Annotated in this window: 27 protein-coding genes and 1 pseudogene; 13 read left to right on the forward strand and 15 right to left on the reverse strand. The window is 75.0% G+C overall.

The window, feature by feature from the left end:
• Positions 1-21: 21 nt before the first annotated feature.
• Together JOE63_RS02495 and JOE63_RS02500 are read right to left on the reverse strand one after the other, a co-directional pair.
• Positions 22-1179 (reverse strand): RDD family protein, encoded by a 1158-nt coding sequence (locus JOE63_RS02495; protein WP_204538867.1) that lies wholly within the window; start codon positions 1177-1179, stop codon positions 22-24.
• A 62-nt stretch (positions 1180-1241) separates the two neighbouring features.
• Positions 1242-2486 (reverse strand): MFS transporter, encoded by a 1245-nt coding sequence (locus JOE63_RS02500; protein WP_204538871.1) that lies wholly within the window; start codon positions 2484-2486, stop codon positions 1242-1244.
• 66 nt (positions 2487-2552) lie between these two features.
• On the opposite strand from JOE63_RS02500, the gene JOE63_RS02505 reads away from it, so the two are divergent.
• The gene (locus tag JOE63_RS02505; RefSeq protein WP_204538874.1) at positions 2553-2966 is read left to right on the forward strand and encodes a MerR family transcriptional regulator; all 414 of its coding nucleotides are present in this window, start codon (positions 2553-2555) and stop codon (positions 2964-2966) included.
• A gap of 140 nt (positions 2967-3106) precedes the next feature.
• On the opposite strand, the gene JOE63_RS02510 is transcribed toward JOE63_RS02505, so the two are convergent.
• On the reverse strand, positions 3107-3442 hold the full coding sequence (locus JOE63_RS02510; protein WP_087470594.1) for a YnfA family protein: 336 nt from the start codon (positions 3440-3442) through the stop codon (positions 3107-3109).
• A gap of 169 nt (positions 3443-3611) precedes the next feature.
• Positions 3612-5069 (reverse strand): NAD(P)/FAD-dependent oxidoreductase, encoded by a 1458-nt coding sequence (locus JOE63_RS02515; RefSeq protein ID WP_204538877.1) that lies wholly within the window; start codon positions 5067-5069, stop codon positions 3612-3614.
• A 191-nt stretch (positions 5070-5260) separates the two neighbouring features.
• Between JOE63_RS02515 and JOE63_RS02520 the strand changes: the two genes are divergently transcribed.
• The 6 genes and pseudogenes from JOE63_RS02520 (at position 5261) to JOE63_RS20785 (ending at position 8039) form a co-directional block, all read left to right on the forward strand.
• Positions 5261-5722, forward strand: coding sequence for an Lrp/AsnC family transcriptional regulator (locus JOE63_RS02520; protein WP_167551027.1), 462 nt, complete (start codon positions 5261-5263; stop codon positions 5720-5722).
• Positions 5723-5800: 78 nt separating this feature from the next.
• Positions 5801-6274, forward strand: a complete 474-nt coding sequence (locus tag JOE63_RS02525; protein WP_087470596.1) for a GNAT family N-acetyltransferase — start codon at positions 5801-5803, stop codon at positions 6272-6274.
• A 35-nt stretch (positions 6275-6309) separates the two neighbouring features.
• Positions 6310-6750, forward strand: coding sequence for a protein-tyrosine phosphatase family protein (locus JOE63_RS02530; RefSeq protein ID WP_087472662.1), 441 nt, complete (start codon positions 6310-6312; stop codon positions 6748-6750).
• Positions 6751-6819: 69 nt separating this feature from the next.
• Complete coding sequence (locus JOE63_RS02535; RefSeq protein ID WP_204538880.1) at positions 6820-7395, forward strand: DUF4240 domain-containing protein; 576 nt, start codon at positions 6820-6822, stop codon at positions 7393-7395.
• A gap of 55 nt (positions 7396-7450) precedes the next feature.
• Positions 7451-7609, forward strand: a pseudogene (locus JOE63_RS20780) (histidine phosphatase family protein); the annotation flags it as partial.
• 250 nt (positions 7610-7859) lie between these two features.
• The gene (locus JOE63_RS20785) at positions 7860-8039 is read left to right on the forward strand and encodes a hypothetical protein (protein ID WP_307839903.1); all 180 of its coding nucleotides are present in this window, start codon (positions 7860-7862) and stop codon (positions 8037-8039) included.
• A 37-nt stretch (positions 8040-8076) separates the two neighbouring features.
• Here the strand turns inward: JOE63_RS20785 and JOE63_RS02545 are convergent, their stop codons facing one another.
• Together JOE63_RS02545 and JOE63_RS02550 are read right to left on the reverse strand one after the other, a co-directional pair.
• Positions 8077-9465, reverse strand: a complete 1389-nt coding sequence (locus JOE63_RS02545; protein WP_204538883.1) for an FAD-binding oxidoreductase — start codon at positions 9463-9465, stop codon at positions 8077-8079.
• Between the two features lie 116 nt (positions 9466-9581).
• Positions 9582-10379 carry an alpha/beta hydrolase gene (locus JOE63_RS02550; protein WP_204538888.1) on the reverse strand — a complete coding sequence of 266 codons (798 nt, stop codon included), beginning with the start codon at positions 10377-10379 and terminating at the stop codon, positions 9582-9584.
• A 181-nt stretch (positions 10380-10560) separates the two neighbouring features.
• On the opposite strand from JOE63_RS02550, the gene JOE63_RS02555 reads away from it, so the two are divergent.
• Entirely contained in the window at positions 10561-11619 is a 1059-nt protein-coding gene (locus JOE63_RS02555; RefSeq protein WP_204538892.1) for an iron-siderophore ABC transporter substrate-binding protein, read from the forward strand.
• A 54-nt stretch (positions 11620-11673) separates the two neighbouring features.
• Here JOE63_RS02555 and JOE63_RS02560 read toward each other — a convergent pair whose 3' ends face one another.
• On the reverse strand, positions 11674-12627 hold the full coding sequence (locus JOE63_RS02560; protein WP_204543402.1) for a 5'-3' exonuclease: 954 nt from the start codon (positions 12625-12627) through the stop codon (positions 11674-11676).
• Between the two features lie 210 nt (positions 12628-12837).
• Between JOE63_RS02560 and JOE63_RS02565 the strand changes: the two genes are divergently transcribed.
• Positions 12838-13131 (forward strand): hypothetical protein, encoded by a 294-nt coding sequence (locus JOE63_RS02565; protein ID WP_204538897.1) that lies wholly within the window; start codon positions 12838-12840, stop codon positions 13129-13131.
• A 31-nt stretch (positions 13132-13162) separates the two neighbouring features.
• On the opposite strand, the gene JOE63_RS02570 is transcribed toward JOE63_RS02565, so the two are convergent.
• From JOE63_RS02570 to JOE63_RS02580, 3 genes are all read right to left on the reverse strand, one after another.
• The gene (locus JOE63_RS02570; RefSeq protein WP_087470601.1) at positions 13163-13951 is read right to left on the reverse strand and encodes a CPBP family intramembrane glutamic endopeptidase; all 789 of its coding nucleotides are present in this window, start codon (positions 13949-13951) and stop codon (positions 13163-13165) included.
• Positions 13952-14032: 81 nt separating this feature from the next.
• Positions 14033-14896 carry a CPBP family intramembrane glutamic endopeptidase gene (locus tag JOE63_RS02575; protein ID WP_204538900.1) on the reverse strand — a complete coding sequence of 288 codons (864 nt, stop codon included), beginning with the start codon at positions 14894-14896 and terminating at the stop codon, positions 14033-14035.
• 118 nt (positions 14897-15014) lie between these two features.
• Complete coding sequence (locus JOE63_RS02580; RefSeq protein WP_087470603.1) at positions 15015-15380, reverse strand: ArsR/SmtB family transcription factor; 366 nt, start codon at positions 15378-15380, stop codon at positions 15015-15017.
• An 83-nt stretch (positions 15381-15463) separates the two neighbouring features.
• Here JOE63_RS02580 and JOE63_RS02585 point away from each other — a divergent pair, with 83 nt between their 5' ends.
• Complete coding sequence (locus JOE63_RS02585; protein WP_204538903.1) at positions 15464-16882, forward strand: FAD-dependent oxidoreductase; 1419 nt, start codon at positions 15464-15466, stop codon at positions 16880-16882.
• Positions 16883-16932: 50 nt separating this feature from the next.
• Here the strand turns inward: JOE63_RS02585 and JOE63_RS02590 are convergent, their stop codons facing one another.
• Positions 16933-17370, reverse strand: coding sequence for an arsenate reductase ArsC (locus tag JOE63_RS02590; protein ID WP_204538906.1), 438 nt, complete (start codon positions 17368-17370; stop codon positions 16933-16935).
• Between the two features lie 17 nt (positions 17371-17387).
• Positions 17388-18407: a metalloregulator ArsR/SmtB family transcription factor gene (locus tag JOE63_RS02595; protein ID WP_374058982.1), complete on the reverse strand. Its 1020-nt coding sequence runs from the start codon at positions 18405-18407 to the stop codon at positions 17388-17390.
• Between the two features lie 106 nt (positions 18408-18513).
• On the opposite strand from JOE63_RS02595, the gene JOE63_RS02600 reads away from it, so the two are divergent.
• Together JOE63_RS02600 and JOE63_RS02605 are read left to right on the forward strand one after the other, a co-directional pair.
• Positions 18514-18957: an acetyltransferase gene (locus JOE63_RS02600; protein ID WP_087470606.1), complete on the forward strand. Its 444-nt coding sequence runs from the start codon at positions 18514-18516 to the stop codon at positions 18955-18957.
• Between the two features lie 89 nt (positions 18958-19046).
• Positions 19047-19424 (forward strand): VOC family protein, encoded by a 378-nt coding sequence (locus JOE63_RS02605; RefSeq protein ID WP_087470607.1) that lies wholly within the window; start codon positions 19047-19049, stop codon positions 19422-19424.
• Between the two features lie 47 nt (positions 19425-19471).
• Here JOE63_RS02605 and JOE63_RS21595 read toward each other — a convergent pair whose 3' ends face one another.
• From JOE63_RS21595 to JOE63_RS02620, 3 genes are all read right to left on the reverse strand, one after another.
• Positions 19472-20185 carry a response regulator transcription factor gene (locus JOE63_RS21595; protein WP_087470608.1) on the reverse strand — a complete coding sequence of 238 codons (714 nt, stop codon included), beginning with the start codon at positions 20183-20185 and terminating at the stop codon, positions 19472-19474.
• Positions 20182-22194, reverse strand: a complete 2013-nt coding sequence (locus JOE63_RS21600) for a sensor histidine kinase (RefSeq protein ID WP_204538909.1) — start codon at positions 22192-22194, stop codon at positions 20182-20184. Before JOE63_RS21600 ends, JOE63_RS21595 begins: the two co-directional genes overlap by 4 nt.
• A gap of 170 nt (positions 22195-22364) precedes the next feature.
• Entirely contained in the window at positions 22365-23060 is a 696-nt protein-coding gene (locus tag JOE63_RS02620) for a hypothetical protein (protein WP_204538912.1), read from the reverse strand.
• 179 nt (positions 23061-23239) lie between these two features.
• On the opposite strand from JOE63_RS02620, the gene JOE63_RS02625 reads away from it, so the two are divergent.
• A complete protein-coding gene (locus tag JOE63_RS02625) occupies positions 23240-25129 on the forward strand; it encodes an alkyl/aryl-sulfatase (protein ID WP_204538915.1) in 1890 nt (629 codons plus the stop codon).
• The last annotated feature ends 23 nt before the right edge of the window (positions 25130-25152 follow it).

Raw genomic sequence — 25152 nt, forward strand, 5'->3', positions numbered from 1 at the left:
CTCGGCCGGTCGAGGCGCTGCTCAGGACGGGCCGCGGCCTCCGCACGTCGCGACGGTATCGCCCTCGACGACGACCGAGGCCTCCCAGCGCCACGCCGTCGGGAGCGCGGTGACCGTCGCGGCCGGGACGTGGACCGCGTCGAGACCCGAGCCGTCGGGCGTCGGCGCGACGACCTCCCACTCGGTGCTGCCGTCGGGGAGCTGCTCGACCCGGAACGGCGATTCGAACGTGCCGAGGTCGTCGCCCTGCCACGACTCGAGGCGCAGGACGAGCGCAGCGTCGAGAGGCTCGTCGAGCGTGGCGTCCAGGTCCAGGTCTGCCGCGAACGACGCGTCGAAGCCGGTCTCGGTGCCGTTCTCGGTACCGTCCGGAGTGCCGACGCCGACCGCCGCGGGGGCCGTCCGGGTCACGCCCCACCGGGACTCCGTGGCGGGTATCGACCAGTTGACGACCTGCACGTCGCCGACCGTCAGCGGGGACGTGTCCACCACGGTCGGCGTGCAGGTCGACGTCCACGAGTCCCCCGTGGCGGACGTCGAGGGACCGAGGATGAACACCGCGCTCCCCACGGACAGGACCGCCGCGGCACCCGTGACGGTGCGCGACGGCATCGGGCCCCCGAGCCCGGTGCCAGGGCCGAGGAACGGCACGGGCGGGCGGACCTGCCGCAGCACGACCGTGCTGCACAGCGAGTCGGCGAACGTCCGACGCTGCGCGTGCCACAGCGGGCGGAGGAAGCCGATGTACAGGATCGCGTCGAGGATGTGGGCCGGCTGTCGCAGGACGGTGCGGATCACGCCGGCGGGCCGTCCGGTGGCGTCGTGCACGACGACGATGCCCACGGTCCGCTTGCCCGGGGTCGCTCCCGTCCACCCCTGGAGGGCGAAGAGCGCGGCCGAGGCGCCGAGAGCCCACCATGTCCCGCCGGGGACCATCGTGTCCGCGGCCACGCCGAATCTGATCCCCGGGAGCCAGGCCACGTCGTAGGCGGGCCCGACCGCGAGGAACAGCACCGTCGCGACGATCGCGGTGTCGAGCAGCGATGCGACGACGCGACGGGACCAGCTCGCGTACGCCTCGCGCGTCGGCTCCGGACCGAGTCCGGGCAGCGCCGGATCGAGGTCTCCGGCTCCGACGTCGCGCGTCGGCCCCCTGCCGGTCGGGGCGTCGATGGCCACGCGCCGATCCTGGCAGAGACCCCGCCCGGCGGGAAGCCCGCGCCACGCCGCCGAGGAGCGGGTCAGCGGAAGGAGTGGCGCCGGCCCGCGACGACGGTCGCCAGGACCGGGACCATGAGGGCGAGCGAGACCCACGGCAGCCCGGCCGGGCCGGCGACGGCGAGCGCCGCCCCGCCCACCGCACCGCCGAGCGCGACGGACGTGTTCCAGACGGTGACGAGCGCGGACTGCGCGACGTCGGCGCCGTCGCCCGCGGCCCGGGCGGCGGCGGTCGTGTAGAGGGTGCCGGCCCCGCCGAACGCGGCACCCCACGCGGCGACGGCGAGCACGACGATCACCGTCGACGTCGGCGCGAGGCCGAGGACGAGCATCGCGAGAGCGAACACGACGACGGACCCGAGGGTGAGCGCACGCAACCGGTGGTCGATGAGCGCCCCGACGAGCACGAGCGCGCCCGCGGACGCCGCGCCGAGCACGAGCAGCAGCGCGCTGGTCCGCGAACCCTGGCCGAGGTGAGCGAGGTGGATCGCGACGTACGTGTACAGCGACGTGTTGGCGAGCACGTTGAGTCCGGTCACGAGGAGCACGGGCCGCAGCCCGGGACGGGGGAGCACGGCGCGGATCGGGAGCTGGGCGCCGCGCGGGGTGCCCGCGGCGGCGGGGACGCCGAGTCGCACCCAGGCGAGCAGGCCGAGGCCGACGAGCGAGAGGACGCCGAACGTCCACCGCCACCCGACGGCGGCGCCGAGCACCGCGCCCGCGGGCACGCCGAGCGTGAGGGCGAGCGGACCCCCGGCCATCGCGATCGTCATGGCGCGCCCGACACGGTCGGCGGGCACGATACGGCGCACGTACCCGGGCAGGAGCGCCCACGTGAGCCCGGCGACGAGCCCGGCGGCGAAGCGCGCGACGAGCGTCAGCGCGAACGACGACGAGACCGCGGTGACGGTGTTCGCGACGACGAACCCGGCGACCGTCACGAGCAGCAGGGTGCGGCGGTCCCACCGCGCCGTGGCGCGCGTGAGCGGGATCGCGGCGACGATGGCGCCGACCGCGAACGCCGTGACGGTCTGCCCGGCGGCACCGGCGCCGACGCCGAGGTCGGCGGCCATGGCGGGCAGCACGCCCGCGGGGAGGATCTCGGTGAGCAGCGTGAGGAACCCCGACGCCGCGAGCGCGAGGAGGGCGCCGACCGGCAGCGTGCCCGGTCCGCGCGCGCCCGCGGGACGAGCGGCGTCGGCTGTGGTGGTGCCGCGGTCCGGGACGGTCGCCGCGGGGGAGGTGGTGGGTGTGCTCGTCGTGGACATGGGGTTAGCATGGATGTCTGACATTGATGTGAAGGTCAAGCGGGGCGACCCGGTGAGGTGGATCACGTGCGGATCGGCGAGCTGTCCCGGCGCACCGGGACCCCGACGCGGCTCCTGCGGTACTACGAGGAGCAGGGCCTGTTCACGCCGGAGCGGGCCGAGAACGGGTACCGCGAGTACGGCGAGCACCTGGTCGACCGCGTGCTCCAGATCCGCGGGCTGCTCGAGGTCGGATTCACGACGAAGATCATCAAGGAGTTCCTGCCCTGCCTCGGCAACGCGCCGGAGATCCACCTGCACAACGCCTACCCGGACAAGATCGCGCTCCTGGAGACCGAGCTCGCGCGCCTGGAGGACCGCCTCCGCATCCTCGAGAAGAACCGCGACGCCATCGCCGACTACCTCGAGCGCATCCGCCCGTTCGCTCAGCGCCCCCAGGACCGCGTCCCGGCGCCCGCACAGCCCGCCGTCGTCCCCTGACCCGCCCGGCCTTCCCGCCGAACACGAGGTTGGTGTCGTTATCGGCCCGATAACGGCAGCAAGGTCGTGCTCGACAGCGCACAGAGTCGTGGTCGACGGCGGCGGTCGGGTCGCGGAGGCGCGGCGCCGCCAGGCTGTGGCTACTCCGGGCGCGGCGCGTACATGATGACCGCGACGCCGGCGAGGCAGAGCAGCGCGCCGACGACGTCCCAGCGGTCCGGGCGGAAGCCGTCCACGACCATGCCCCACGCGAGCGAGCCGGCGACGAACACCCCGCCGTACGCGGCGAGGATGCGGCCGAAGTTCGCGTCGGGCTGCAGCGTCGCGACGACGCCGTAGAGCCCGAGCGCGACGACGCCCGCCCCGATCCACAGCCAGCCGCGGTGCTCGCGCAGTCCCTGCCACACGAGCCACGCCCCGCCGATCTCCAGCAGCGCGGCGAGCACGAACAGCGGGATCGAGCGCGCGAGGTCCATGCGCGCCAGCGTAGGCCCGCCCGGCCCCCGCCCCGTCGCTGCCGGCGAGCTCGCGCGCCCGGCCCGCGACCCGCCGTCGAGCACGACTCTGCGCGCTGCCGAGCACGAGGTTGGTGTCGTTATCGGTCCGATAACGACAGCAAGGTCGTGTTCGGCGGGGGAGGGGTGGTCAGCGCAGGGGGTCGAAGGGGCGGATCTCGTCCGGGGTCTTGCCGGTCGTGATCAGGTGGGCGAGGGCGCGGCCCGTCGCCGGGCCGAGGACGATGCCCCACATGCCGTGGCCGCCCGCGGCGTAGACGCCGGGGGTGCGGGTCGCGCCGACGAGCGGCAGGCCGTCGGGCGTGACGGGGCGCGACCCGACCCACTCGTCGTGACGGTCGTCGAGGTCGACGCCCTGGAACAGGTGCCGCACGGACGCGAGGATCGCCTCGATGCGGCGCGGCTGGAGCGGCTCGTCCGGGCCGCGGAACTCCATGGTCCCGGCGATGCGGAACCGCCCCTGGTACGGGGTGCACGCGACGCGGCGCGCGGGCAGGTAGATCGGCGTCTCGACGGGCTCGTCCGTCTTCACGGTGAACGAGTAGCCGCGCCCGGCCTGGACGCGCGTGCGGACGCCGAGCGGCGCGGCGAGCGTCGGCAGCCACGCACCCGTCGCGAGCACGACGGCGTCGCCGCGCAGCACCACCCCCTCCTCGCGCTCGGCGGGGGACCCGGCCCGGCGCGACGCCCCGGCGTCGTGCCCGACGGCGTCGCTCGCCCTGCTCGTGTCCCTCGCCCCGGCGAGCCCGGGGTCCCCCGCCGCGCCGACGAGCGCCGGGTGTGCGGCGGCGTCGGGGTGCACGGCCCGCGCGTAGACGCACGCGCCGAGGCGGCCGGGCTCGACGTCGAGGACCTCGAGCCCGGTGAGGATGCGCCCGCCGCGGGCGCGCACGGAGTCGGCGAGGGCGTGGACGAACGGTCCCGGCTCGAGGAAGCGCTGGCCCTCGAGGGCGTACACGGTGGAGACGCTGTCGGTGAGCTGGTGGGCGCGTTCGCCGGCCTCGACGCGCCGGACCGGGACGGTCTGCCCTGCCGCGGCGACGTGCTCGAGCTCGCGGAGGAACGGCCGCGCCTCGCGCACGTGCTCGAACGCGACGGTGAACGGTCCGGGCGTGGTCCCCGCCTCGACGCCGTGGCCGAGGCTGCCGCCCACGGCGAGCTCGTCGAACGCGCCGAGCGCGACGCGGTCGATCGGGGTGAGGGCCGCCATCGCGTGGTCCCAGCGGCGCTGCGTCGCGTGCGCCATGAAGCGTGCGAAGAACGCCCACAGGCGCGGGTCGAACCGCAGCGGCACGTGCAGGGGTGCCGCGGGGTCGAGGAGGGCGCGCGGTCCGTACGTCCACAGGGACGGGTCGGCGAGCGGCATCGCCATGCCGGGGGTGAGCCACCCGGCGTTGCCCCACGAGGATCCGGCGGCGACGCCCTCGCGGTCGACGACGGTGACCTCGACACCCTGCTCCTGGAGGTGCCAGGCGGTCGCGAGGCCGACCATCCCGGCGCCGACGACGACCGCCGTGCGGGGCGCTCGGCCCGGCGACGCGGACCGGGGGCGGTGGGTGCGGGGACGGGGACGAGAGGTCGTGCTCACGCCGGGCTCCTTCGACCGACGCCCGCCTCGCGGGTGGCGAGGCGGGCGCGTGGCTGGCGTGCGACGGGATGGTGTCGCAACCCCTTCAGCGTGGTGGATCCTTCGGTGTGCGGCAAGATGTTCCGAAGGATCGTCACAGAGTCGGGCAGCGACCGCGGTGACCTTCAAGGAACCGTCAGAGGAGGCTCCCCGTGCCGAAGGATCTTCGACCCGTCGTCCTGGACGACGTCGACCGCCGCATCCTCGACGTCCTCGCGACCGACGCGCGGGCGACGAACGCGGCGATCGCGGCCCGCGTCGGCATCGCCGCGTCGACGTGCCACGCGCGCGTGCGCGCCCTCGTGGACCGGGGCGTGATCCGCGGCTTCCGGGCCGACGTCGACCCGGCCGCGCTCGGCCGCGGGCTCGAGGCGCTCATCGCGATCCGGCTCCAGGCGGGCGCGCGCAAGGGCCTCGAGGCGTTCCGCGACTACCTGCTCACGCTGCCCGACGTCGAGGGCGTCTTCTTCGTCACCGGCGACCGCGACTTCCTCCTGCACGTCGCCGTCGCCGACTCCGACGCCCTGCGCGACCTGGTCTCCAAGACGCTCAGCGTGCGGCCCGAGGTCGCGGGGACCAGCACCACAGTGATCTTCGAGCACGCGCGCCCCTGACACCTCGCGGGCCACGGCACCGCCCCGCCGCGGGGAGGGCGACCCCCCGCGTCGGACCCCGGGCGTACGGTGCCGCGCATGGACGTTCGACTGCGCGGCCTCGCGGACGGTGACCTGGACCGGCTCTTCGGGTGGGAGCGCGACCCCGCCGCCGTCGCGCTGGCGGCGTTCACGCGGGCCGACCCGTCGGACCGCGCCGCGTTCGACCGTCACTACGAGCGCATCCGCGCGGACCCGACGTGCACGGTGCTGGCCGTCGAGCACGCCGGGGAGCTCGTCGGGACGATCGGGAGCTTCACCATGGAGGGGGAGCGGGAGGTCACGTACTGGGTCGACCCGGCGCTGTGGGGACGGGGGATCGCGTCGGCCGCCCTGGCGGCCTTCCTGGCGGTCGAGCGCGAACGACCGCTGATGGCGCGCGTCGCCGTCCACAACGTGGGGTCCGCCAGGGTCCTGACCCGCGCCGGGTTCGTGGAGGGCGGGCGCGAGACGTCGTACGCCCCGGGCGTGGGCTCCGACGTGGTCGAGCAGCTCTACCGCCTGGACTCGTGACCCGGAGACGTCGGGTGCGTCCGGAGGAGGAGCGCATGGGTTCGTGGGAACGGGGCGACGGCGTCGTGGAGCTGCCGGACGGGCGCCGGGTGCGGGGCCGCGGGCTCCGGTCCGGGCCGCCCGGGCCGGACGACGCGCCGGAGCTCGGCGTCTACCTCACCGGGACGCCGCCGCCGGCCACGGCGTGGGAGTCGCGCTGGGTCCGGTGGCCCGACTTCGCGCTGCCGCGGTCCACTCCGGACGCCGTCGAGACGCTCCGCGAGGCCTACGACCGGGCGGCGGACGAGCGCGTGGAGGTCGCCTGCGGTGGTGGGACCGGCCGGACCGGCACGGCGCTCGCGCTCCTCGCCGTCTGGGGCGGCGTCCGTCCCGACGACGCCGTGGCCTGGGTCCGCGCGCACTACCGGCCGCGCGCCGTCGAGACGCCGTGGCAGCGACGCTGGGTCCGCCGCGCCGGGGCCCGGGCGGTCCCGTAGACCAGGTCCGGACCACTGACGTCGCCGGGCGACCAGCGACTGTGGGTGACCGGCCGTACCGTCCGGGCCATGGATCGAGAGACCTTCTGGGAGATCGTCGACGCCGCGCGTGACCGGGCGGGCACGGGTGCCGACGACCGCGGTGCGGAGGACGACCCGCTTCCCGGCGCCCTGACCGACCTTCTCGTCGAGCGGCTCACCGCGGACGAGATGCTCGCGTTCGTCGACGTGGCGGGCGGCCTGGCGCACGACGCGTACGCGTGGCCGCTGTGGGGCGCCGCGTACCTCGTCGAGGGCGGGTGCAGCGACGACGGCTTCCTGGACTTCCGCGACGGGCTCCTCCTCGCGGGCCGCGCGACGTTCGAGCGCGCGCTGTCGGACCCGGACTCCCTCGCCGACCACCCGGTGGTCGCCGCCCTGGTCGACGGCGGGTCCGCCTGGTTCGGGTACGAGTCGCTGGACTCGCTCGTCGGCGACGCGTGGTCGCTCGCGACGGGCGAGGACGACGAGGCGTACTACGCGGCACGCGAGCGGACGGCCACCGGGCACGCGCGCAGCGAGCCCGCCGGCGAGCAGTGGGACTTCGACGACGACGCGGAGAACGCGCGCCGACTCCCGCGGCTCACGGCCCTGTTCGGGGCGTGATCGTTGCGGGAGGGCGGGCCGCCGGTCGGCGCACGGCGCTTGGTACGGTCCGCGCATGGCGACCCGACACCTGCACGTGCTGCGCCACGGCGCGGCAGATCCCTCCGGCGAGCTGAGCGCGGAGGGTGAGCGGCAGGCCGAGCTGGCCGGCCGGCGCCTGGCCGCGCTCCCGATCGACGCGGTCTGGCACTCGCCGCTGCCCCGCGCGGCGCGGTCGGTGGCGATCGTCGGGGCGCAGCTCCCCGGCGTCCCGGTGCGGGAGGCGGCCGAGCTCGTCGACCACGTGCCGTACCTGCCCGACCCGGTACCTCCCGGGTGGGCCGGGTTCTTCGACGACGAGGACCGCGCGGAGGCGCCCGAGGGCGCGCGCCTGGCCGCCGCGCTGACGCGCAGGTTCGCCCACCCCGCGGAGGTCGAGACCCACGAGGTGCTTCGTCACGCACGCGTTCCAGGTCGCCTGGCTGGTGCGCCACGCCCTCGACGCGCCGCCGGAGAGCTGGCTCCGGCTCCCCTCCGGCAACGCCGCGCTCACGACGATCGAGTACCGCGACGACCGGGGGCCTGCGCTCGTCGTCGCCAACGACATGGGTCACCTGCCCCGCGAGCTGCGCTGGACGGGCTACGGGCCCGTCGCGCGACCCTGACGGGCGCCCTGTCGCCCAGGGCGCCCGGGGCGCGAGGTCAGACCCGCCAGGCGAACAGCTCCGTCGGATCGTAGGCCGACCGCACCGACGCGAGGCGCGCCGCCGTCTCCGGCGACCACGCCCGGGCGAGCGTCTCGTCCGTCCACGGGCCGGGCAGGAAGTTGATGTTGGTCTCCGTCGCGGCCCACTGCTGCGACCACTGCGCGAACGACGCCGCGGCGTCGACCATGTCCGGCACGCGCGGCGGGTTGACGCCGACCAGGCTGAACAGGAATCCGGCCGTGCGCCCGCCCGCGGCGGACCCGCCGTCGACGTCGCGAGCGCCGGCCGCGCCGACGTGGCGCAGCTCCGCCGCCACGAACGGCGACCCGCTGCCGGGCCCGAGCTCCGCGAGGAACCGGTCGAGGAAGTCCCCGTCCACCGCCCGCAGGCCCGCGCCGTAGACCCACGACGGGCCCGCGTCCTCGGGGTCGGAGTGGATCGTCGCGACGGCGGTCGTCGGGATCTCGCCGACCGTGTCGGCCAGGACCGGGGCGAGCGCCCGCAACGGCGCGGCGAGGCGCTCGCCTTCCGCGGCGTCGCCCGGGTAGGCGAAGCGCAGCGCGAGCACCGTGCGACCGCGCAGGTGCTCCGGGATGAACGGCAGGTCCGGGAGGGCGAGCACGACCGCCGACGTCGTGACGTCGTCGGGCGCGGTCGCGGTCCAGGCGACCCAGCCGCGCAGCACGTCCTCGATGTGCGGTGCGTCGAACGTGAGCGCCCCCGCGTACAGCGTGCGCAGCGGCGCGAGCTCGACGTCGACGCGCGTCACCACGCCGAGGCCGCCCTTACCGCCGCGCAGCGCCCAGAACAGGTCCGGCTCGGAGTCCGCGCTCGCCTCGACGACCGAACCGTCGGCCAGCACGACCCGGAACCCGCGGACCCAGTCCGTCGTGAGCCCGTGGCTGCGCGTCAGCGGGCCGAACCCGCCGCCGAGCGTGTACCCGACGACGCCGACGCCCGTCGAGGACCCGGTGACCGGGAGCAGACCGTGCTCCGCGCCCGCCTCGACGACGGCCTTCCAGCGCGTGCCCGCGGCGATGCGCGCGACCCGGGTCCCCGGGTCGACCTCGACGCCGGCGAGGTCGCCCGTCCCGAGGACCAGGCCGTCCGTGATCGGGGCGGCCGCGCCGTGGCCCGTCGCGTGGGCGCGCACGCGCAGCCCGTGGTGGGCCGCGAACCGGACCGCCTCGACGACGTCGTCCTCGGTCGCGGCGAGCACCGCGAGGTCGGGGTCGTGCGTGACGAGCGTGCTGTGGGCGGCGACGGCCTCCGCGGCGGTCGGGCCGCCGTCGGGCAGGTCGCCGCGGGCGAGGACGCGGCCCGCGACGCGGTCGCGCAGCGCGGCGACGTCGGTGGGCGGGAGCGTGGTGGCAGAGGTGGTCATGGTGGTGGTCCCCTTCGTCGCGGTGTGCGCGTCTCGACGCTAGGTGCGGTCACCCACACGACGACGCGCGGGCACGGTGCGTGACACGTGGCCCACGGAGTAGGGAGGGCAGCGGTTCAGGTTCGTGGCGTGCCCGGCAGCGGCAGCCAGTCGAGGACGTCCTGGATCGTGCGGTCCCAGAAGCCCCACTCGTGCGTCCCGGGCGAGAACTCCGACCGCAGCGCCACGCCGGACTCATCGGCCACGCGCTCGAACGCCCGGTTGCCGTCGACGAGGAAGTCCTCCGTCCCGCACGCGAGAAAGAGGTCGGGGAGGTCGGCGGTGCGCCCCTCGGCGGCGGCCCGGCGCACCAGCGCGAGCAGGTCGTCGTCCGACCCGGCGATCTCCCGGTCGCCGAACACGCGCTCGACGTCGGGCAGCCGGCGCTCCCGGTACGACTCGTCGGCGAGGTCGAGGACCCCGGACAGGCTCGCCGCCGCCGCGAACCGCTCGGGGTGGCGCAGCGCCCAGCGGAACGCCCCGTACCCGCCCATCGACAGTCCCGCGACGAACGTGTCCTCGCGGCGCGACGACACCCGGAAGAACTGGTCGACCAGGGTCGGCAGCTCCTCGGACAGGAACGTCCAGTACCGGTGGCCGTGCACCTCGTCGGCGTAGAAGCTGCGCTCCACGCGCGGCATGACGACGGCCAGCCCGCGGTCGGCGACGTACCGCTCGATCGACGTCCGGCGCGTCCAGATCGTCTCGTCGTCGCTCATGCCGTGCAGCAGGTAGAGCACCGGCGCGCCCTCGGTGCGGGCGCTCGCGGACCCGGCCATCCCGATCTGGGTCGTCGTGGCCTGCGGGAGCACGACGGTCATCGTCGTGCTCACCTCGAGCACGTCGGAGTAGAAGGAGCAGCGGACGAGGGCCACGGGTCGCCTCCCGGCGGGGTCTCGGGTGTCGGATGCCGCCACGGGTGCCCGGCGGCGCACCCAGTCTGCCCGCTGTGAGCCATCCCACGGGCCGCGCCGCGTTCCTCGTGCCGGGATGAGGCTAGCCTTACCTTTCTCTGCCGCCGTGCTCGGTGGCGCCACCGTTCCCCTGGGAGATCCCATGCGTCGCTCGACGTCCTCCGCCCCGCACCGCGCCGCCGCGGTCGCCACCCTCGCGCTCGGCGCGCTCGTGCTCGCCGGCTGCTCCGCGGGATCCGACGACGGAGCGGCCGACGACGCGACCACGACACCGGCCGCGGGCGGCCCCTTCCCGGTGTCGATCGAGAGCGCCCTGGGCGACGCCGTCATCCCCGAGCAGCCCGAGCGGGTCGTGACCTGGGGCTGGTCGACGCAGGACGCGGTCCTCGCGCTCGGGGTCGTCCCCGTCGCGATGCCGCGCAACGACTACGGCGGGGGCGAGGCCGGGATCCTGCCGTGGGACGAGGACGCGATCGAGGACCTGGGCGGCGAGGCACCGACCCTGCTGTCCGGCTCGGACACCGGCGAGGTCCCGTTCGAGGAGATCGCCGCCGCGCAGCCCGACGTCATCCTCGCGCCCTACTCCGGCATCACGCAGGAGGACTTCGACCGGCTGTCCGACGTCGCGCCCGTCGTCGCGTACCCGGACCAGCCGTGGGCGCTGCCGTGGCAGGACCAGCTCGAGGTCGTCGGCACCGCGCTCGGCAAGAGCGACGAGGCGACGGCGCTCCGGTCCGAGACCGACGACTACGTCGCCGCGCTCGCGGCCGACCACCCCGAGCTCGCCGGCACGACCTTCGTCTACGCCTCGGCGAACACCCCGGGCACGCTCAACGTCTTCCGGGCCGACGACCCGCGCGTCGACCTGCTCGAGGACATGGGCATGACGCTCAGCCCGAGCGTCGCCGAGCTCGACGCCTCGCCCGACGACGGCACGTACTTCTACGGGCTCAGCGAGGAGCGGCTCGGCGAGATCGACACCGACGTGCTCGTCATGTACTTCGGCAGCCAGGACGAGGTCGACGCGTTCACCGCGCTGCCGTCCGTCGGCGCGATGGAGTCCGTGCAGCAGGGCCGGTTCGCCCCGATCGTCGGCGAGTCGTTCGTCATGGCGAGCAGCGCCCCGACCGTGCTCTCCATCCCGTGGATGCTCGACCAGTACGTCCCCCAGCTCGCCGAGGCGGCCGCCGCCTCGAAGTGAGCGGCCCGCGTCGTGAGCGGCCTGCGTCGTGCGCGACGCGGCCGCGCGGCGGGCTCAGCCGCCCAGGACGTCCAGCAGGCGCCGGACCGACGTCCCGAGGCCCCACCGCTCGGTGAGCTCCGCGAGCGCGTCGGGGTCCGCGGGGGCGGTCGGGAGCGCGTCGTGGACCTCCCCGACGGGCGCGTCCGGGGCGACGCGGACCACGAGCGGGGCGACGTCGAGGTAGGGAGCCGCCTCGGTGAGCCGACGGCGCTGGGTCGCCGTCAGGCCGGGGTCCCCCGCGTCCCGGGCGGAGAGCACGCCCGCGAGGTCGCCGTACCTCGCGAGCAGCGCGACCGCCGTCTTCTCCCCGATGCCGGGGACGCCGGGAAGGCCGTCGCTCGGGTCGCCGCGGAGCACCGCCATGTCCGCGTAGGCCGCGCCCGTCGGGATGCCGTACCGATCGGTGAGGCGCGCCTGGTCGACGACGTCGAGGTTCCGCACGCCCTTCGTCGGGTACAGGATGCGCACGCCGGCGGCGTCGTCGACGAGCTGGAACAGGTCGCGGTCGCCGGTGACGACCTCGACGGCGGCCCGTCCCGACGCGTCCGGCGCCACGCCCGCGGCCGCGCGCCGCGCGACCTCGCGCGCCGTGAGCGTGCCGATGACGTCGTCGGCCTCGTAGCCCGCCGCGCCGACGCGCGCGATGCCCAGCGCCGCGAGCACGTCGACGATCACCGGGACCTGCGCGACCAGCTTCTCCGGGACCTCCTCGACGCCCGTGGTCCCGGGGACCTTCTCCGCGACGCGGTGCGCCTTGTACGACGGGATCGCCTCGACCCGGAACGCCGGGCGCCAGTCCACGTCCCAGCACGCGACGAGGCGCGTCGGGCGACGGTCGCCGACGAGCGTCGCGATCATGTCGAGCAGGCCGCGCACCGCGTTGACCGGCGTGCCGTCCGGGGCCTTGATCGAGTCGGGCACCCCGAAGAACGCGCGGAAGTACAGGCTCGCGGTGTCGAGCAGCATGAGCTCGCCGCCCGCCGTCGCGCCGTTGCCTGTCGGGTCGCCCCAGGTGCCGCTCGAGGGCGCGTCGTCGTCCGTGCTCTGCGTCATGCCGCCATCCTGCCGCACGGCCCCGACACCCGGCCCGCGGTGGCGCGCCATGGTCCTGCCCTCGCCGCCGGGCGGCGAGCGCGGTTCACTGGTGCCGTCGACGGGTACACGGAGGTGAGCGTCATGTCCACGACGATGCGACGAGGAGCCGGTGCGGCCCTCGCCGTCGCGGTGATCCTGCTCCTGGGGGCCTGTGCGGCCGGGCCGAACGTCGCCGCGAGCCCCGGCGGCTACGGGTTCTGGTGGGGCCTGTGGCAGGGGATGATCCTGCCGATCACGTTCATCGTGTCCCTCTTCACCGACACGGTGAGCATCTACGAGGTCAACAACAACGGGAACTGGTACGACGTCGGGTTCATGCTCGGCATCGCGCTGTTCTCCGGACCCGTCATCGCGCTGCGCGGGCGCCGGTCCTGACGGCCCGGCACGGGCGTGCCCGTACGGCCCGTCACACGGTGGCCGGTGCGGGCTCGATCTTCTTGCGCCCGACCAGGACGACTACCGTGAGGACGATCATCGTGAGGATCGCGACCGTCGGCAGGAGGCGGGTCTCGCCCGGGACGACGAAGTTGGAGACGAGGGAGAAGTCCCAGGCCCCGTGCACGAGCGCCGGGACGAGGATCCCGCCGGTGCGGCGGCGTATCAGGTAGAAGAAGTAGCCGGCGATGATCGTCGCGAGCACCTGGGCGAACGCCCCGACGCCCTCGGTGATCAGGTTCGACGCGTGCGCGACGCCGAAGATGACCGTCACCCAGAGCGCGACCTTGCCCTCCGAGAACCCGTTCGTGCGGAACACGGTCACGCCCAGGCCGCGGAACATGAGCTCCTCGCCGAACCCGACGAAGAGGCACGACAGCAGGAGGAGCAGCGTGAAGGCCGCACCCTTCGAGGCGAGGCCGCCGTAGTTCGTCACCAGGAGGATGCTCACGACCATGACGACGGGGACGGCGATCAGCCACGACCGGACCGGGCGGTCGTCGGTCCACACCGGTCGCCACCAGCGGAGGAAGGAGACGACGCCGACCACCAGGACGACGGACAGGCCGACCGGCACCGTCATGGACCGCCACAGCTCGTCGATGCTCGTGGGTGCCGCGTACCGGGTGTCGAGGCCGCGGGTCAGCAGGAAGCCGAGTCCCTGGAGCACGACGAGGTAGACGACGACGAGGGCGACGAAGCCCAGCACGGAGAGCCGGCGGCCCGTGCCCGTCGCGTGCGGGTTACGGAGGGCGTTCATGGATCCTGCCTCTCGAGGGGGTCCGGGTCGGGTCATTTCGGGGATCGGGCTCGAAGCGGGTCGGGGGCGACGGTGGCCGTCTCAGGAGGGCGTCCGGGCGGCGGTGTCCCGGGCGCGGCCGGAGACGAGGAAGATCGCGAGGATCGCGACAGCGACGAAGAGGATGCTGAACGTTCCCGCGACGGCGTTGAGCGCGTCCGAACCGGCGTTCGCGCCGTGCGCGTCGACTCCGCCCGTCGCGAGGATCGTCGTGGGGTCGGTCGCGGCGTGGAGAAGGATCGCCGGCACGATGCTGCCGGTGACACGCATGGAGAGGTACATCATCGTGCCGAACCCGAACGCGTAGACGATCGTGATGCCCACCGCCAGGAGCTCCTGCCCGGCGAGCAGGTTGCTGGAGTGCAGCAGCGCGAAGAGGAGCGACGAGAGCACCATCACCGCCTTCTCGCCGTAGCCTGCGCGCCGCAGCATCGTGACGGCGACGCCGCGCGTGAGCACCTCCTCGGCGAAGCCGATGCACAGGCCGAGCGCCAGGACGGTGAGGACGAGCGTCACGTCGTACGACGCCCAGTCCGTCGCCGCGACGTGCAGCACGACGGGCGCGAGCACGAGGACCACCGCGACCCACATCCAGGGCCGCCCCGCGACGGGCTGCGGGCCGAAGACCGTGCGTCGCCAGCGCATCGAGGTCAGATAGGCGACGAGCAGCAGGCCCATGACGAGGATCGGCAGGAGCAGGCCGAAGAACACCGCGCTCGAGGACTCGAGCAGGTCGTCGTCGCTGTCCGGCCCCAGCCCCGTGCTCCCGATGAGCCAGCCGAGGCCGAGGTACACCGCGATGTAGAGCGCCGCGAAGAGGAGTGCGCGCCACCACCCACCGCGGTCCCAGAACCGCTGCCACCCCGACCGGGGTGTGAGCTCGATCGATCCGGTCAGCTCGGCCATGGTGCTCCTCGTCCGCCGTCGCGCGGCCGCCGTCGACGGCCGATCGGCGCGAAACGGGCGCGACCGACAGGCCCGAGCGTAGGGAGCGGGCGCCCGGCGCGCGCGGCGAACGGGCCCGTCAGCCCCGGACCGTGTCGGCGAGCGATGCCGCGAGCCGGGTGAGGGCGCCGGGGACGAGCGCGTAGTACGCCCAACGGCCGCGCTGCTCGCGGGTGAGCAGGCCGGCGTCGACCAGGATCTTGAGGTGGTGGCTGACGGTGGGCTGGGAGAGGCCGACCGGCGCGGTGAGGTCGCACACGCACGCCTCGCTGCCGTCCTGCGCGGCGACGATCGCGAGGAGCTGGACCCGGGTGGGGTCCGCGAGGGCCTTGAAGGTGCGCGCGATGTCGCGCGCGGCCCCTGGCTCGACGGCCTGCGTGACCGCAGGACCGCAGCAGCCGGGCCCGTCGTCGGTGGGCGTCAGGGGCAGCGCGGTCGTCGTCATGCGGCCATCCTCCCACATATTGACAACCTTCGATATGTGACGCACGATGCTCGCATCGACAACCTTCAATGTGAGGAGTGGTGATGGTCGAGGTGGCGCGGGACGAGCTCCCGGTCGTGGTGATCGGGGCGGGTCCGGTGGGTCTGGCGGCGGCAGCGCACCTGCGGGAGCGCGGGCTGGAGACGGTCGTGCTCGAGGGGGGTGACGGACCCGGCGCCGCCGTGGCGTCGTGGGGGCACGTGCGGTTGTTCTCTCCCTGGCGGTACGACGTCGACCCGGCGGCTCGCCGGCTCCTCGAACCGACGGGATGGGTCGAGCCGGACCCCGACGCCCTGCCGACCGGCGCGGAGCTCGTCCAGCGTTACCTGGAGCCGCTGGCCGCGACGCCGGAGATCGCGGCGCGACTGCGCACCCGGACACGGGTGCTGGCGGTCGCGCGCGACGGGGCGGACAAGTCGCGCTCGCTCGGGCGGGACCGCCGCGCCTACCGTGTGCGCACGGTGGGCGCCGACGGCGCGGTGCGCGACGTGCTGGCCCGCGCCGTGCTCGACGCGTCGGGCACGTTCTCGACCTCGAACCCGCTGGGCGCCTCGGGCCTGCCCGCCGTGGGCGAGGCGGACTCGGCGTCCTTCGTGACCGGGCCCCTGCCGGACGTGCTCGGCGCTCAGCGCGACCGGTTCGCCGGTCGGGACACCCTCGTCGTCGGGATGGGGCACTCCGCGGCGAACACGCTCCTGAGCCTCGTCGAGCTCTCCGAGTCCGAGCCGGGCACCACGATCACGTGGGCGATCCGCGGCGGCTCCGCGCGGCGACTGTTCGGCGGCGGCTCCGACGGCGAGCTCCCCGCCCGCGGCCTGCTCGGCACGCGCCTGCGAGCAGCCGTCGAGGAGGGTCGGCTGACGCTGCTCACGCGCGTCTCGATCGAACGGCTCGTGCCCGGCGCCGGGAGCGTCCAGGTCCAGGGGACCGCGCGGGACGGCGCCCTGGACCTCGACGTGCACCAGATCGTCGACGCGACCGGGTTCCGCCCCGACCTGGGGATGCTGCGCGAGGTGCGCCTCGACCTGGACCCGGTCGTGGAGGCGCCCACGGCTCTGGCCCCGCTCGTCGACCCCGACCAGCACTCCTGTGGCACCGTGCCCCCGCACGGTGAGCAGGTGCTCGCCCACCCGGACGACGGCTTCTACCTCGTGGGTATGAAGTCCTACGGGCGCGCGCCGACCTTCCTGCTCGCCACGGGGTACGAGCAGGTGCGCTCGATCGCCGCGGCGCTGGCGGGGGACCAGGCTGCGGCCGACGCGGTCGAGCTGAACCTGCCGGCGACCGGCGTCTGCTCGAGCGACCTGGCCCTCGAGGCCGACGGCGAGAGCGCGGGCGGGTCGTGCTGCGGCACCGCCCCGGCGCAGCCCCAGCCGGTCACCCTCGGGCTCGGCGCGCCGGTGGGTGTCGGGTTCGCGACCGGCGTCGTGCACGGCCGTTCGGGCGACGCGGCCCACGGCTGAGCGCCCGGCCGCGCGTCGGGCCCGGGTCGGACCGGCGCGCGGCCGGCTCCTCAGCCGCGCGGGGGAGCGACCGGGGTGACGCCGAGCTCGTCGAGGAGGGTCAGCACGCGGGCGCGGATCGCGTCGCGGATGGGGCGAACGGCGTCCATGCCCTGGCCGGCCGGGTCCTCCAGGGCCCAGTCCTCGTACCGCTTGCCGGGGAAGATCGGGCAGGCGTCGCCGCAGCCCATGGTGATGACGACGTCGGACGCCTGGACCGCCTCGGTCGTGAGGACCTTGGGCTGCTCGGCGCGGAGGTCGATGCCCTCCTCGAGCATGGCCTCGACGGCGACGGGGTTGATCTGGTCCGCCGGGGCCGATCCGGCGGAGCGGACCTCGACGGCCCCGCCGGACAGGGCGCGCAGGTAGCCGGCGGCCATCTGGGACCGGCCGGCGTTGTGGACGCAGACGAACAGGACGGACGGCTTCGCGGTGGGGCTCTCGGTCATGGTGATGTCTCCCGGGATCAGGGGGTCGGTCCGGCGGGCAGGTCGAGGTCGGGCAGGAGGTCGGTGAGCAGGGCGCGCACGCGGGTGTCGAGCTCGTCGCGGATCGCGGCGACCCCTGCCGGCGAGGCCAGGGCGGGGTCGCCCACGGGCCAGTCCTCGTACCGCGTGCCGGGCAGCACGGGGCACACGTCGCCGCAGCCCATCGTGACGACGACGTCCGCGGCGCGGACGGCGTCGTCGGTCAACGGCTTGGGGAACGCGTCGTCGACGGTGATGCCGAGCGCGGTCAGGCTCTCACGCACGCCGTCGTGGACGTCGGCCGCGGGTGCGGACCCGGCGGAGCGGGCGACGACCCGGCCGCCGGCGTGGTGGCGCAGCAGGGCGGCGGCGAGCTGGGAGCGCCCGGCGTTGGCGACGCAGACGAACAGCACCTGAGGTCGTGCGTCCGCGGCGCGGGTCAGGTCGCTCAGCCGCTGCCGGGCGAACCTTCCCGTGAGCGGCACCAGGTGGGCCGAGACCTTCGCCGAGCGGGCCAGGTCGGTGTAGGACTCGCGGACCACGCGCTGCACGACGTCGAACCGGACGTCGGCGAAGGTCCCGGCCAGGTCCTCGGCCAGGTGGTCGAGCGCGGCGTCGACGTCGTCGAGCCCGGCGAGGACGGTCGTGCCGTGCGCGGCGCCGAGCGCCGCCGGGGCGAAGGAGTCCAGCAGCGTCGTGACCGCCACTCGGTACCCGGGCGCGATGCGGTACCAGACCCAGGTGCCACGCCGCTCCGAGACCAGGACGCCGACGTCGCGGAGCACCTTCAGGTGGTGCGACACGGTCGGCTGCGAGACGTCCGTGAGTGCGGCGAGGTCGCACACGCACGCCTCGCCGGACGCGGAGGTCGCGACGAAGGAGAGCATGCGCAGCCGCAGCGGCTCGGCGAGGGCCTTGAGCGTCGTCGCGACGGTGCCGGCGACCTCGGTGCCGATCGTGTGCGCGTCGACGTGTGGCTCGCGCCGGAGGCCGAGAGCCGGTAGCTCTTGCATCGACATGCCTCTATATTGACAGATATCTATGCAGGCACCAAGGGCGTCCTTGCGCGGCTCTGGTCGATCAATCGGCTTGAACCCGTCGAGGGTGGGGCCGCAGGCTCGGCCCATGACCGACGTCCTGCTCCGCCCCGCCCGCCCCGACGACACGGACGCGTTGGTCGGCGTGTGGCGGCGGGCGGTCGAGGCCACGCACCACTTCCTCACCCCCGAGGACGTCCGCGAGCTGGAGGCCGGGGTGCGCGACGAGTACCTGGCCGCCGTCGACGTGACCGTCGCGGAGCGCGACGGTCGCGTGGCGGGGTTCGTCGGGACGGTCGGGCACCGCGTCGAGATGCTGTTCGTCGACCCGGACCTCCACGGGCAGGGCATCGGCCGTTCGCTGCTGGCCCACGTCGGACGCGACCACGCCGTGCTCGAGCTGGACGTCAACGAGCAGAACCCGGCCGCGCTCGGCTTCTACCGCGCGCAGGGGTTCGTGATCCTCGGGCGATCCGCGACCGACGACCAGGGGCGCCCGTTCCCGCTGCTGCACCTGCGCCGGGAGGCGTGACCTCGGCGGCGACCGATGAGCGGGCGCGCCCGCGCCGGTCGACCCTGGGGAGAGCGGGCCGCCCGGCCCGCGCGACCTCAGGAGGAGACATGCTCGGCAAGGCGTTCAGCGGGTTCTCGGTCGACGACGTCGATGCGGCGCGGCACTTCTACGGCGACCTGCTCGGGCTCACGGTCGAGGGCGACGACCTGCTGTGGATCCGGGTGCCGGGCGACTCGGGCGTGCTCGTCTACCCCAAGGGCGACGCGCACGAGCCGGCGTCGTTCACCGTCCTCAACTTCCCGGTCGACGACGTCCCCGGGACCGTCGCGACCCTGCGCGAGCGCGGCGTCGCGTTCGAGAAGTACGCGGGGACGCCGGTCGAGACCGACGACGACTTCGTCTTCCGCGGCGGCGGCCCGCTCATCGCGTGGTTCACCGACCCCGCCGGCAACGTGCTGTCGGTCATCCAGGACGACGACGCCTGAGGCGGCCGGTCCGCCGAACGACCGTTCTCCTGCGCGGGACCAGGGCTCTACCTCGCGGTGCCGAGGCCCTCCTCGCGGGCGCGGACGATCGCGGCGGAGCGGTCGCGGACGGCGAGCTTGGCGAGCACGTTGGCGACGTGGTTGCGCACGGTCTTGGGGCTGAGCACCAGACGGCGTGAGATGGAGGCGTTGTCGAGCCCGGCCGCGACGAGGTCGAGCACCTCGCGCTCGCGGTCGGTGAGCTGTGGGAACGGCACGCGCGCGGCGGTGCGCCCGCCCACGACGTACGCCATCGCCCGGTCGGCGACGGACGGGGAGAGGATCATCGCGCCGTCGGCCACCGCGTGGACGGCGCGCTCGACCTCGGCGGGGCTGGCGGACTTCACGAGGAACCCGCGCGCCCCGGCGCGGACGGCCGCGACGACGGCGTCGTCGTCCTCGTGCATCGTGACGACGAGCACGCGCGCGGCCGGACGCGCCCGCACGAGGTCGCGCGTCACGTCCACGCCCGAGCCGTCGCCCAGGTCGAGGTCCATGAGCACGACGTCGGCCCTCGCGTCCGGTCCCCGCGCCTCCTCCTCGGCGGTCCCGCCCACCGTGGCGTCCGCGGACGCCACGGACGGGGTGAGTCCGAGCAGGCGCCGCGCCTCGGCGGCGGTCGCCGCCTGCCCGACGACGCGCACGCCGTCGAACGAGTCCAGCAGCGCCGCCATCCCGAGCCGGAACACGGGGTGGTCGTCCACGACCGCGACCCGGATCACGACGCACCCTCGCGGGTGAGCGCCCCGGCCGGGACCAGCGGCAGGGTGGCGTGCACGCGCGTGCCCGGGCGCTCGTCGTCGGGCCGCACCGGCGTGACGTCCAGGCGCCCCCCGAGCTCGTCGGTACGCTCGCGCAGGGACCGCGAGCCGACGCCGCGGGTCGCGTCGGGGGCGATCCCGCGGCCGTCGTCCTCGCACGTGACGAGGAGGCAGCGGTCGCCGAGCCGGACGGTCAGGCGGCACTCGTCGGCCCCGGAGTGGCGGGCCGCGTTGACCACGCTCTCGCTCGCGATCGCGTAGGCGGCTGCGGCGACGCGCGGGTCGAGGCCGTCGCACGGGTCGCAGCGCACGTCCACGACGAACCCGCCGAGCGCCTGACGCCCCGCGAGCTCCCCGAGCGCGACCTCCAGCCCGTGCTCGTCGAGCGACGGCGGCAGGAGGCTCCGCGAGAGGGCGCGCACGTCCTCGACGCGCTGCGCCACCTCGGCACCGAGCGCGTCGAGCACGGCGGCGGCCGCGGCAGGGTCCGTCTCGAGCGTGTTCCGCGCCCCCTGAAGCCCCAGGCGCAGGCCGACGAGCCACGGCCCGACGCCGTCGTGCAGCTCGCGGCGGATGACGCGCCGCTCGGCCAGGCGGGCGCGGGTCGTGGCGTCGCGCGCCTCCTCGAGCTCGCGCGCGCCCTGGGCGAGCGCGAGGCCCGCGCCGAGCACGGGCAGGAGCTGGACGAGCGCGTCCCGGGTCCGCGTGTCGAGGCGCTCGCCCGCGCGGGCGACGACGTGGACCCGCCCGAGCACCCGCCCGCCGTGCGTCACGGGCAGCGAGGCCGTCTGCCCGGTGGGGCGCGACGTCGGCCCGGACCACGTCGGTCCGGACGGGTCCTCGGGGACGCCGGTCGTCGTCGGGCCGTCCGGGGTGCGCTCGATCGTCACGCTCTCCAGGCGCAGCGCCTCGCGCACGCCGACGGCGAGGCTCACGACGAGGTCGTCGGCGGTCGACGCGGACGACAGGTGGCGGCCGACGCTCAAGGCCGCCCGCCCCGGGTCGTTGCCCTCGCCGTAGACGAGCGCGCGGACCCGGTGCCGCAGCCACGTGTGCAGGGGCTGCACCGCGAGCGCCACCCCGACCGCCGCGACGACCTGCGCGGCGGGGCCGTCGACGACCGTCGTCGCGAGCACCACGACCACCGCGTAGACGACGGCGAGGCCTACGGCCAGCATCGCGGCGACCGTCGCGCGCGACAGCACGAGGTCGATGCCCCACAGCCGGTTGCGCAGCACGCACACGAGGATCGCGGCGGGGAACAGCGCCTGGCACGCGAGGTGCGTGAGGGGGAGCGCGAGGATCACGTCGGGGTTCGACCAGGTTCCCAGCAGCGGGAGGAACGACAGTGCCATGAGCGCGGTCCCGAGCGCGAGCAGGCCCAGGCCCCGGCGCTCGTCGACCGGCCCGCGCCGCCAGCGCCACGCCGTCGCCGCGGCCGTGACGAGCCCCATGACGACGACGCCGAGGATCGCGGGGCGCGGGTCGTCCGGGGGCGCGAGGAAGAAGTAGGCGATCGACGCGACGCCGCCCGCGACCCCGCACCAGGCGCCCGCGCCGAGCCGCCCGCCCCGCACGAACCACGGGACGAGGACGAACAGCCCGACCGTCCCGGGGACCCACGCCCACCCGTAGGCGTCCGCGAGCGGCGTCAGCGGCGGCAGGCCGGGGTGGGTCGAGGCGTAGCTGCGCCACGCGCCGCCCAGGGCCGCGACCCCGCCCCCGAGCCCGGCGAGCGCGACGAGCCACCCGACGACGTGCGGCCGGCGCACGAGGATCACCGCGGCGACGGTCCCGTAGACGAGGGCGACGGTCGCGTCGACGACGACGAACAGCAGGTCGCCCAGGAGCAGCGGCACCCCGGACGTGAGCTGGAGCGCGAGCGCGGACACGCCGAGCACCCAGGCGAGGACGCCGATCGTCCAGCCCGTGCGGGGCATCCCGGCGCGGCCGGGCCTGGGGTCGGCCACGGGCCCACGGTAGGGCCGCGGCACGCGCGGCGAGAAGGGCCCGGGCGGGAGATCACCCGGCCGCGGTCGACGGCGAGATCGGCGGTCGGAGCCCAGGTCGGCGGTCCGGACCGCCGACCTCGACCGGACGCGCCGATCTCGCCAGGAGCTGCCGATCTCGCGCGTCGCGCTCAGCGCCGGTCCCCGAGCGCGAAGCCGAGCGCCGTGACGAGGAGCCAGATCGGCCCGACGAAGCCCGCCATGTACTGGAGCGGCGACACGCCCGTGAGCAGCGCGAGCCCGCCGAGCACGAACCCGACGACGCCGATCCAGCGCGGCGCGGCCGCGTGCCGCAGCGCGGCGACGCCGAGCGCGACGCCCGCGACACCCGCGCCGACCCACAGCCAGGGGATCGTCGCGACCCAGTCGCTGTAGAAGGCGCCCGACTCGGGGACGATGAGCGCGGTGTCACCGAGGCCGAAGAGGAACTGCGTGTCCAGGCCCGAGCCGAGCAGCCCGGCGACCGAGACGAGCACGAGGCCCCAGCCTGCGACCGTCGGCAGGAGCGACCCCGCGGGCGCCTGCGCGTCGAGCCGGCGCTTGAGACCGGCGGCGAACACGAGGACGAGGAGCGCGCACGCGATCGTCGCGGTGTGGAAGAGGATCTGGGTCCCGGTGCGGCCCGCGAGGTCGGCGACGATCGCGTCGGCGTCCCCGGCCGTCTCCTCCCAGTTCACGCCCAGCGCCATGGAGGACTGGATCGAGACGAGGCCCAGGACCCCGGCGACGACGCCGGTCCAGGCCCACGCGCGGGGCGTCGTGCCGCGCGAGCGGCGGGTCGGGTCGCCGGCGAGCGGCGACGGGGCGGTGAGCGAGCTGTCCTGCATGGGACGACCTTCCGTTCGGGCCGCCCATCCCGCGGCCGGGGCCCGCCACGTGCCGCGACGGTCCCCGCAGCGTCGGCCGGGCGGCGTCCCGAGCCCCAGGGGCGCGTGTCCCGACCTGCCGGGCAGATCCCGCAGGGCTGCGGGTGCGGTCTCCACGGGCCGGTGCGATGCTCCGAGACATGTCGACTCCGAAGCCCGCGTCGCCCACGATCGTCGCGCAGAACTCCGCCCTCCTCCGGACGCTCCCCTTCTCGGACACGCAGGACTTCGACGATGCGACGCGCGGCCTGGTCGCCCGGCGCGAGCCCGGCGCGATCACGGCGGACGACGGCCGTGTGGTCTGGGACAACGACACCTACGCGTTCGTCCAGGGAGACGCTCCGGACACGGTCAACCCGAGCCTGTGGCGGCAGTCCCAGCTCGTCGCCGAGCAGGGGCTGTTCGAGGTCACCGCCGGCATCTACCAGGCGCGCGGGTTCGACCTCTCCAACGTGACGTTCATCGAGGGCAGGACGGGCGTGATCGTCCTGGACCCGCTCATCTCGACGGAGACGGCGGCCGCCGCGCTCGCGCTCTACCGCGAGCACCGGGGCGACCGGCCGGTCATGGGGATCATCTACACGCACTCGCACGTCGACCACTTCGGCGGGGTCAAGGGCGTCACGACCCAGGAGGACGTCGACGCGGGCCGCGTTCCTGTCGTCGCGCCCGAGGGCTTCACGGAGCACGCGATCGCGGAGAACGTCTACGCGGGCACCGCGATGTCGCGCCGCGCGGGCTACATGTACGGCGCCGCGCTCGCCCGCGGCCCGCAGGGCCAGGTCGGTGCCGGGCTCGGACAGACGACGTCGACGGGGACGGTCACGCTCATCCCCCCGACCCTGTTCGTGACGACCACCGGCCAGGAGGAGACGGTCGACGGCGTCCGGATGGTCTTCCAGATGGCGCCGGACACCGAGGCGCCGTCGGAGATGCTCGTCTGGTTCCCCGACCACAAGGCGCTGTGCGCGGCCGAGGACGCGACGCACACGCTCCACAACCTGCTCACGCTGCGCGGCGCCGTCGTCCGCGACCCGCACGTGTGGTCGCACTACCTCACCGAGTCCATCGACCTGTTCGGCGGCGAGGTCGAGGTCGTGTTCGCGTCGCACCACTGGCCGACGTGGGGCAACGATCGGATCCGCGAGTACCTCTCGCTCCAGCGCGACCTCTACGGCTACCTGCACGACCAGACGCTGCGTCTGCTGAACCAGGGCCTCACCGGGCCCGAGATCGCCGAGCAGATCGTGCTGCCGCCCGCGCTCGAGAACGCGTGGCACGCGCGTGGCTACTACGGGTCGGTGAGCCACAACGTCAAGGCCATCTACCAGCGCTACATGGGCTGGTACGACGCCAACCCCGCGCACCTGTGGGAGCACCCGCCCGTGGAGAAGGCCAAGCGCTACGTCGCCCTCGGTGGCGGTGCGGACGCCGTCGTGGAGCGGGCCCGCGCGGCGTTCGACGACGGGGACTACCGCTGGGTCGCGGAGCTGCTCAACCACGTCGTGTTCGCCGAGCCGGACCACGCCGCGGCGCGCGACCTCCTCGCCGACACGTTCGAGCAGCTCGGGTACGGGGCGGAGAACGGGACGTGGCGCAGCGTCTACCTCTCGGGTGCGACGGAGCTCCGCGACGGCGCGTTCGGCACCCCGACCGTCGCGTCGGCGCCTGACATCGTCGCCTCGCTCACCCCGACGATGCTCTTCGACGCCCTCGCGGTGCAGGTCGACGGGCCGCGCGCGTGGGAGGAGAGCCTGTCGATCGACGTCGTGCTCACCGACGCCGACGAGCGCTACCGCCTGTGGCTGCGCAACGGCGCCCTCACCTACAGCGCCGCACCGCAGCGCGGTGACGCCGACACGACGCTCACCACGACCCGCAAGGCGCTCCCGGCGCTCGCGACGGGCGCCGTCACGCCCGACGGGCTCGCCGCGGCCGGCATCGAGGTGGCCGGCGACGTCGGTGCGCTGGCCCGGCTCGTCGCCGTCCTCGACCCGGGCGACCCCGACTTCGCGATCGTCACCCCCTGACGCGACGCGCCCTGACCCACCCC

Source organism: Cellulosimicrobium cellulans (assembly GCF_016907755.1).
Lineage (GTDB): Bacteria > Actinomycetota > Actinomycetes > Actinomycetales > Cellulomonadaceae > Cellulosimicrobium > Cellulosimicrobium cellulans_D.